The sequence below is a fragment of the Streptomyces sp. NPDC050988 genome, from assembly GCF_044456225.1.
Classification (GTDB): Bacteria; Actinomycetota; Actinomycetes; order Streptomycetales; family Streptomycetaceae; genus Streptomyces.
On the sequence record NZ_JBITFQ010000061.1, the window covers coordinates 1 to 8,507 of the forward strand.

An 8,507-nucleotide genomic window follows, 5' to 3' on the forward strand; every position below is an offset into this window, starting at 1 on the left:
CGTTGGGGATACCGGCTTGCGACCGCACTGGCCAGATCGCTTCGCTGGGGCACCATCACCATGATGGGCTGGCCGAGTTGTCGGGAGCAGGTGGTGGCCGAGACGAGCCGATCGTAGCTGAGCAGCGTCGTTCCCAGATCATGGCTGGTGGCGTTGGCGGGGCAGCGACGAAGGCTGACACATGAATGCTGCCTCTGGTGTCAGACCCGCGTGGTGGAATAAACAACATGGTTGCTCAGGAGATGGATCAGCTGACCGATGAGGTGCGCGCGCAGATGGCGGGGTTCCCGCCGACCCCGCTCCCACGTTGGCGGTCGGCGAGCAGAGCCTGGGCCGCCTCCGTGAGCGGTGGCCGGGCACCGAGGCGTACCGAAAGAGCGTTGGGAGGTGCTGGTATCCGATCGGAGAGGCGCACGCAGCCCCATAGCCTTCACAAACTCCTCGCTCCGGTCCCGTTCAAAGCCGGTGACTTTGGGCAGCAGCGGCTCCATCCAGGCTCGAAAGCGGCCGGGACCGCGCGGTTCGACCTTCACGGGCACTGGCGGGCGTTCCGTGGCAGAAGGACGTGCTCCAGCGGTCGTGTCCCTCCCCTCCGCTACGCTGCACATCCGTCCTCTGTACAGGAAGACCCTCATGCCCAACTTCACCTATCCGCTCCCGCTGCGCTGGGCCGACGCCGACAGCTACGGGCACGTCAACAACTCCTGCTACCTGACTTACCTCGAGGAAGCACGTACGAGGATGATTCAGGAGCTGCTGCCGACGGACGAGGCTGAGCGACGGCGGCATGCCTTCGTGGTCCAGCAGTCCCTCATCGACTACAAGACGCCGCTGGACTACCGCGACCAACCCGTAGATGTGGATGTCTGGGTGGTCACCTGCCGCGGCGCGCGGCTCGAGCTGGGGTATGCCATCAAGGACGCCGAGAACACATACGCGGAGGCGACAACCAAGATCGCCGCGTACAACCTGGAGACGGGTACACCGCGCCGCATCTCAGAGGCCGAGGCCGAATTTTTTGCCCGCTACAAATCGGCGTGAACAGTCGGCGTGCTGCCGGGGACCAGTAGTCCGGGCCGGGCACCGACGCTTCCGCCACCCGCGTTGGCACCCTCCACGCCGACCACGCCGAGGCACTCTCTGATGCACCTGGGCTTACCGACCGCGGCTCCAAGGGTGGACCAGCGCGAGACGACGCCTTGTCGTCCACTTCCTGGACGCAAAAGGGATGACCCATGACACACGTTGAGCCGCCGCCGGCCGAGACATCACCCCAGACCGTGTGGGAGTGCTCCCTGGTCTGGGCAGACCTGCTGATCAGCCTCCACGTGGAATCGCTGGAGCAGGCTCGCCACGGCCAACTCTTCAAGTTCTCCGAGGAGGAGACTGCCCTGTACACCGGGGTGGACCGGCCCCTGGTGTCCTTCCTGATCGCGGCAGCCCTGCACGAGCGGATCCTGCGGCTGGACCTGTCGTTCGCCGACGCGGTGTTCGTGCCGCTCGCTGCTCCCCAGGAGGAGGGCGTAACCGGCACGCTGCGACGGTCGGCGTACAACGCGCTCGAACTCAGTCCTGACCTCGAAGACCAAGGGGGCTCATCGCGGGCGCTGTTGATGCGCGTCGCCTTGGCTTCCCATCCTGATGACCGACTGTTGTGGGACCGGGTCCGAACGAGCTCTTTGACCGTCGTGGATACCGTCGCCGTGGGCACGCATGCGCGTCACACTGGCCCTCGCCATCCTGACGCCCGGGCTGATGGCCCGTACTGGGAGCGCGGCAGCACGATCGGGGACGTCCTTCTTGGCGAGAAAGAGCGTCGTGAGCTCGACCGACTCGCCGAGGTCTGGGGAGACGATCACTGAGAGGCGGGGACAGGTTCCTCGGGTTCCAGGTCCTCGGCCCGAACCTGACAACCTGCGCCTGCCCTCCCCACCGTGCCCTTCCGCTCGTCCTTGATGTGCTACTTGCGCTTCCGCTTTGAAGAGCGCTTGGGCTGCTTGCGCACCACGTTACTGCGGTCCGGAGGGGGAGGGGTGCGCTGCGGGGTTGTTCCTGCCCGGAGCACCTTCTTGATACGGGCGTCGAGTGCTTGCCGCTGTTCGGGAGTGGTGGCGTCCGCCGGGTACTCCAGGAGGTGCTGTGCTGCGATGGCGACGACGTCGTGTTCCCAGACCGTGCGTTCGCGGGGGTCACGCGGGAGCGGGTATTCGGGTCCGTAGAGCTGTTCGAGGAAGGCGAGTGCCTCCTCGTCACTGACGGTAATGATCTCGCGATCGGGGATGCGCAGCGCTTTGGCTTCGCTCTCACGGATCTCGTTCATCAAGTCGAGGCGGGTGCGCTCCTTGGGGAGGGGGAGCCGACGGTTCTGAGTCAGACCTGCTGCCATCGCGGCGAACGCCACGAGTCCGGCGGGACCGTTCGCAACGGCCTGGTTGAAGTCGACACCCGACTTCCCGGCCGTCCTGAGCGCGGTGACCAGTTCGCGCGCGCCTTGCTTGTGCTCGCTCGGGGCGTAGCGGTCGATCAAAGAGGCGGCTCCGTCGGCGGCTTCACGATTGGTGATGTGGACGCCGGCCATCTCGCCCAGGTGCAGGAGCTGGTTGGCGAAAGCCAGAGCTTGCTGGTTGGGGAACTCGAAGCGGAACTGCGGTGATGGCATGCGGCCGGGATCGTCGTCCCAGGTGGCAACCCGGTCGATGACCGCGGCGAGCGTCTCCGCATCACGGTCGATGTAGGCGAGGATCGCGCGGCGGGAGAGCGCGTACATACGGCCGGTGCGCTCGACCATGTCCGCGGGCAGCTCGTCCATGATGTCGCTCACCGCGCTGCGCAGCGCCTCGTCTTCCTTCGTTTCGCCGCGGGCGGCACGCCGTGACGCCCGTCGGGAGGGAAGGGTACGCACGGAGGCGATGGCCATGGCCAGCTCGAAGCACAGCATGCGCTGGTTACCGGGCTTCTGATCCCGGAACTCGGTGACGGTGTCCTCGGTCTGGCGCTCGTCGTCGGCGTGGACGGCCTGGACCGCGCGCAGCCAGAGCCCGACCGGATAGTCGGGGAGGCCGGGGTCGAGGGGGGCGTCCATTTCGTCCAGGAACGCGGTGGACATCATCGAGGCAGCGACCTTCGGCCAGGTGTGCCACAAGTTTGCACCGTGCCCGTCGTCGACGAGGCGCGCGATCCTGTCCGTGGCCAGGTTCGCCACCGTGGTGTTGCGGGCGTTCTCGGTCAGCGCGCCCACGATCCAGGTGGCGCCCGCCACCCAGCCGGCCTCCGTGCCGCCCGCGCACCTGCGGTGGAGCGCGGCCGCCTCGAGCAGCTCATCCAGCCCGCCGGCCAGCCGGATCAACGGAGACACTCCGGTCGCCAGTTGGGCGAGGAGCTTGGCGCGGCCGTCCGGCCCCAGCTCCGCGGCACACCGCCGGGCGGCCTTCTCCAGCAGGCCCACGGCGCCCTGGTCGGCGGTCGCGGCGAGCTCAGCGCCGAGCTTCGCCCACGGCTCGTTGGCCTCAGGATGCTTCGCGAACAGGGGGACCGAGTTGTTGGTGCCCGCGGCGTTGACCTGCGCCCAGGCCGCCAGGAGATGCGCGCTGCGCTCGTCGTCGTACGCCACGCCGCCGCTCGCCGATGCGAGCGCGTCCGCGGACCACAGGGCCGCGTCCTCCATGAGCGTCTGGGTCAGCTGCCGTTGGTCAGCGTGTTCAATCAGCATGCGCGCGCAATGCCCCCACGTCGTGCCTCACGCTGCCCTCCAAAGAGAGGCGCGTGAGGCGATGATCTCGATGGTCCAGCGTTTCAGCCCGGCCGTGACGGCGGCAAGGTGGCGAGCAGAGTGTCAGGGCGCAACTCCGTGGATGGCCTGGGTGATGATGCCGATCGTGGTCCAGTCGACCGCCGGGGTTTCGGCGTGCAGGAGGTGGCCGACGCGCGCCACTTCGACGTATGTGTGCTCGGTCTCCGCGGCGTTGCCGTGCCCGGCGTGATCGGCGCGGAGCTGGTCGAGCTCGGCTTCGCTGAGCTCGACGGCGTAGACGGCCTGAGTGTGGACTGACACGGTGCCGGCCGACTGGCGGACTCCGACCGGATGCAGACGTTCGGGGGAGAGGCGCAGTCCGGTCTCCTCCGCGAACTCGTCCACGGCCACCTGCCGTGGGTCGCCGGTCTTCGGGGCGGAGCCACCGGGAAGTTCATGGATGAAGCCATCCGCTGTGCGGGCCGGGGAGCGGAACTCGCGGACCAGGACGACCTCGCTGTCCAGCCACTGCGCGGCGGCACGGAAGGCGACGACGGTCGAAAGGTCCGGGCGGCCGAGCACGACTTCGTTGGATTTCTCGCGCTGTTCGGCGGCCACCCACACACGCGCCGCGTACGCCCAGAACAGCACGTGCGACCGGGCGGGGCCGACACGGAACGTCCAGGCGACCCGACCGCCGCGCAGCTCGTTGCCCGCCTCCTCCTGGGCGGCCAGCCAGGCGCGGAAGGACGGGGTGCGCCACAGCAGCAGCGGCACGTCGCGCTGGCCCCCGATGCGGGCGGCGCCGGGGCCGATGCGGTCCAGGGCGAGGCCGACGGTCTTGGCCAGGGTGTCGGCCGCCGGTACTTTCAGCTGGTCGGCATGCGCCTGGAGGAGGCGGACGTGCGCGGCGTGATCGGGACAGCCGAGGACCGCACGGCCGCTGTCCATGTCCTCGCCGAACTCGACGTTCGTGGACAGGCCCGGAAACACGTTCATATCGCGTGGCACCCAGTAGACGATTTCGTCCGCGCGGTCACGGTTGACGCGTTCCCAGTTGAGCTGCCCGGTGTAGTCGCTGCTGCGCACACCGTCGCGGGCCTCGGGCACGAACACGACGAGGGTGCCGGGGTGACGCCACTGGGCGGTGATCTCCTTGATCGCCTGTGGCCTCCATGACGGCACCTCGGCAGCCCGCGGCGTGGGACCGGCCAGGAAGATGCTCGCCCCGTACACCTCGGGCGGCTCCTCGCCGGCATAAACGACCTGTACATCACTGGGCGCGGTGCTCACGTCAAGTTCCTCCCCTATTTTCGGTGATCGGTGCCGGCGCTGCGGGTTGAGCGGTCGTCTTGTTCAGCACGAGCTCAGTAATCCGTGTCTCCGGTCACCGCGGCCATCATGGTGGACCGCACCGCGCTCACGTTCGCCCAGGCGGGCCGAAGGTCGTCCCACAAGCCGTGGGGGTTGCCTTCTTCCTCCCAGTGGGAGGCGTTCTCGAAACGAATGCGCCTCTCGGCCAGCCCGGCGGAGAGGTTCAACCGCCCCGCCTCGCGGGCGATCTCGTCGGCCGTCGGGGAGGGCGGAGCGGCATTACCCCAGGCTGCGACCAGGCGCTCCGCGTGCGGCAGAAGCGGCTCAGCGGCGCTGACGTACAGCTCGGCCAGCTCCACCATCGGCGAGCCGGTAAGCCGCTCCCGCCAGACGGGCAGCAGCTCGTCCTGCACCATCGCGACCACCCGGGCCAGCGTGGCGAAGCTCTCGGTGTGCAGGCGGTCCCACCAGTTCGTCCCCCTCGGGAAGGCGGAACGCTGCTCCTCCTCCGCCTCCTTCATCCGCTCGAAGAAGGCGCTGCCGAAGGCGACTTCGTCGGCCGTGGGCTGCCAGTGCAGGCGGTTGAGTGATCGCGCGATCTCGCTCAGCCGGTCCGAGGTGACGGTCATGAGGGACACCGTACGAAGGACGAGGGCGGCGGGGGTGAAGAATCCGCCATCGAGGTCGCCGGACTGGCGTGCGCACGCACGTCAGTTACGCGTACCGGGCAGCAACTCGAGTGCGGTGCCCGCCAGTTCTTCCAGGGCCCGTCCGGTGACGCTGTCCGAGCCGAGCAAAAGACTCGACGGGGGCTCCTGGATCGCGACAGAGCGCGGCACCTGGACCAGCCCGGCCACACCTGATTCGGCGAGCGCGGCCTCCACCGCCGCGACCCGCTCGCGCGCAAGCGGAGGCTTGTTGAGCACGAGCAGCTCCTGGCCGGGACGGCGCAGGCTGCGCGGTATCGCCGACACCAGCGCCTCGGCGATGGCCTGCGCACCCAGGTCTTCTGTCCGGGGCCCGAGGCGACTGTCCCACGCCGATGCCGGGTCCTGCTGTGCGGCAGAGGCGGCAGCCCACGCATCACAGTGCTCGTCCCACAGCGACCCCCACTCCTTGCGGGCGCGGTCCGCGATGTCCTTGAGGAAGGCCGCGCGCAGCTTGTCGGCCACGTCCGGCGTCAGGTCGAGCGGACTCAGCCGGACCGGGACGCCGGCGGTTGCTCTCTCGACACATGGACTTCAACGATGACCACCGCGCGCCGAAACGGCGGTCACCCTCCTGCTCGACGAGGTCCAGAAAGGCAGTGCACCACTCATCCAGGGTCTGACTGTCCTCGTCCTGCAGCAGTTCCTCCTCCCCGTCGTCCGGTTCTGTGGGCCCTGATCCGTGAGCGACGGTGCTATCAAGTCGCACCTCCAGTGACTACGGCTGGTTGACAACAGCATTAGGAAGCGGGGCGGGGTGCGGAAGAAGGCCGCACGGGCTTCACCTGCCCGCTCCAGCCAGAGCTTCGCATCTCACGAAGCGCGCTGCCAGGCCGGGTATTCGGGGGAGGTCGTGGGGACGGAGTGCCTGCGCGATGAGGAACCTGCCCCGCCTGCTGGCGACAAGCGGTCGCGCGGCGAAGATACTGGCCCAGCTTCGCGCCGGACTCGTGCTTTGAACGGTGTCTGTGATCAGTCTCGGCCTCACTACTTCAGGGCCATGGCGATCAGCAACACCAGCATGGCTGCCACACACAGGACCGCGTACCGGCGCGTCCACCGTTGCGCGCTCAAGGCCGTTTGCCGTCGCTCGGCCTGATGCTGATCGGCTCCCGCCACGTCACCCGCAAGCACCGCATCATCCCGGCGTCGCCATGCCTGGTCTGCGCGAACTTGGAGGCTGATCCCAGCCAGCGCGGCAGCAGCGGACACGCCGCCGGCCGACCAGGCGATGACCATCAGGAGCGCGCTTATGGACACGCCACCATCATAGGAGGGAGCGCTGGGCGTCGGCGTTCGCCGTAGACCCGGGGTCCGCGATCACAGAGGTACCCGAGCAGGCTCCGGAGCCGAAGACGGCCGCGAAGAAGACGGCTGGCAAGAAGCCAGGGACGAAGCCGAAGATCGCGAAAGCGGACGTGCCGGCGAAGCGCACCGGCGTCAGGCGCCAGCAGATCGTGGACGTCCTCAATAGCTCCGGTGAGCCGATACGCGTCGGTCAGGTTGCCGAGGCGATCGAACTGCTGAACCCGACTCACGGCAAGGCCGAGGTGTGCGCAACCACCTCGACCGGCTTGCCAAGGACGACCAGGCCAGCCAGCCAGCCAGCAAGCCGGGCCGGGACTGTATGTATGGAGGTATGGAGGGGCGAGTAGCCGCCCTCCTTGCAGGTGCGCCCCGCTGCACGCTGGTCGGGTCCGGCCGCACCCCAAGCGTCTCCCGTACGGGGCGGCAGGACCCCTTTCAAGCACTCCGCAGGGTGCTCCCGAGCACGGTGAGCAGGGCCCGGTGCTGACTGTGGGCGGAGTCGTTTCGGCAGGCGGTACAGAACACGCCCTCGGAACGGGTGACGGACAGGGCCCACGGAGCGTCCGGATGCGCCGAGTCCTCGTAGCCGTTGGCGGCGACCACGATGATCCCCTCCACATCCCGGGTGAATTCACTGCCGCGGATTCGCTCGATGAAGTCGTCGGCCGCGTCGAACGTCCAGGTCCCGTTATCGCCGCTACTGCCCAGCCCCGCCGTCGGGAGGCGGGCGAGGAGCTTCTCGGTAGCGGTCGCCGTCGCCAGGTCCAGGGTGATCGCCCACAGCGGCGCCGCGTCCTGCTCGGCCTCGGATATCAGCGCCTCGAACATCTCCCCGGCATCGGCGAGGTCGTGCTCCACCTGGTAGCGCACCGCCGCCATGTCGCCGAGCCGCCCCTCGCGTTCGACTACCAGTGCCGTCAGCGCCGTCCGGACCTGCCCCCGCACCGCGTAATGCAACAACTGCGGCCGCACCAGCAGCAGCGCCTCCAGCTCCGTGTCCGCTTCCGTCTCCTCCGCACGGCCACCGTCGCTGTCTTCGCCAGCCTCAATGCGGGGCTGGGCGCAGGACCGCCGCCAGGACACCTCGCGCTCCACGATGCCGCGCGTCAACTCCTGCAGCACGCGTTGCTCGTCCGCCCGGAGCGCGAACGCATCCGGTTGCACCACCGGGCGGGGGCCGCGACGAAGCGCCGCGGTGACCCAGCCGGGCAGCTCCCGCTCCCAGAGCGCGACCGTGCCATCGAACGGAGTGAACCACGCCTCCAGACGCAGATCCTCCTCGCGGCCGAGGAACGGGAAAGGCGCCAGCACGTTGATCGCCTTCGGGCCCGCGAACATCCGAACGCACGCGCCAGCGCTTCACGCTGCGCGGGGCCGGGGTCGAGCCGGAAGGCATACCTCAACTGCACACCGGCGACGGTACCCGCAGCCACTGACAGCCCCGCCCT

At 68.6% G+C, this 8,507-nt stretch carries 8 protein-coding genes and 1 pseudogene; 2 read left to right on the top strand and 7 right to left on the bottom strand.

Going from position 1 to position 8,507, the window contains the following annotated elements; genetic code table 11:
• Positions 1–633: 633 nt before the first annotated feature.
• Positions 634–1,041: an acyl-CoA thioesterase gene (locus tag ACIBEI_RS49340; RefSeq protein WP_398898077.1), complete on the top strand. Its 408-nt coding sequence runs from the start codon at positions 634–636 to the stop codon at positions 1,039–1,041.
• Between the two features lie 287 nt (positions 1,042–1,328).
• A complete protein-coding gene (locus ACIBEI_RS49345) occupies positions 1,329–1,862 on the top strand; it encodes a hypothetical protein (RefSeq protein WP_398898078.1) in 534 nt (177 codons plus the stop codon).
• 98 nt (positions 1,863–1,960) lie between these two features.
• Here the strand turns inward: ACIBEI_RS49345 and ACIBEI_RS49350 are convergent, their stop codons facing one another.
• From ACIBEI_RS49350 to ACIBEI_RS49380, 7 genes and pseudogenes are all read right to left on the bottom strand, one after another.
• Positions 1,961–3,709: a hypothetical protein gene (locus tag ACIBEI_RS49350; protein WP_398898079.1), complete on the bottom strand. Its 1,749-nt coding sequence runs from the start codon at positions 3,707–3,709 to the stop codon at positions 1,961–1,963.
• Positions 3,710–3,832: 123 nt separating this feature from the next.
• A complete protein-coding gene (locus ACIBEI_RS49355; RefSeq protein ID WP_398898081.1) occupies positions 3,833–5,023 on the bottom strand; it encodes a nucleoside 2-deoxyribosyltransferase domain-containing protein in 1,191 nt (396 codons plus the stop codon).
• Positions 5,024–5,097: 74 nt separating this feature from the next.
• Positions 5,098–5,673, bottom strand: coding sequence for a hypothetical protein (locus ACIBEI_RS49360; RefSeq protein ID WP_398898083.1), 576 nt, complete (start codon positions 5,671–5,673; stop codon positions 5,098–5,100).
• A gap of 81 nt (positions 5,674–5,754) precedes the next feature.
• Positions 5,755–6,216, bottom strand: coding sequence for a hypothetical protein (locus ACIBEI_RS49365; protein WP_398898084.1), 462 nt, complete (start codon positions 6,214–6,216; stop codon positions 5,755–5,757).
• A 522-nt stretch (positions 6,217–6,738) separates the two neighbouring features.
• Positions 6,739–7,011, bottom strand: coding sequence for a hypothetical protein (locus ACIBEI_RS49370; RefSeq protein WP_398898086.1), 273 nt, complete (start codon positions 7,009–7,011; stop codon positions 6,739–6,741).
• A 483-nt stretch (positions 7,012–7,494) separates the two neighbouring features.
• On the bottom strand, positions 7,495–8,397 hold the full coding sequence (locus tag ACIBEI_RS49375) for a hypothetical protein (protein WP_398898087.1): 903 nt from the start codon (positions 8,395–8,397) through the stop codon (positions 7,495–7,497).
• A 26-nt stretch (positions 8,398–8,423) separates the two neighbouring features.
• Positions 8,424–8,492, bottom strand: a pseudogene (locus ACIBEI_RS49380) (hypothetical protein); the annotation flags it as partial.
• Between the last annotated feature and the right edge of the window lie 15 nt (positions 8,493–8,507).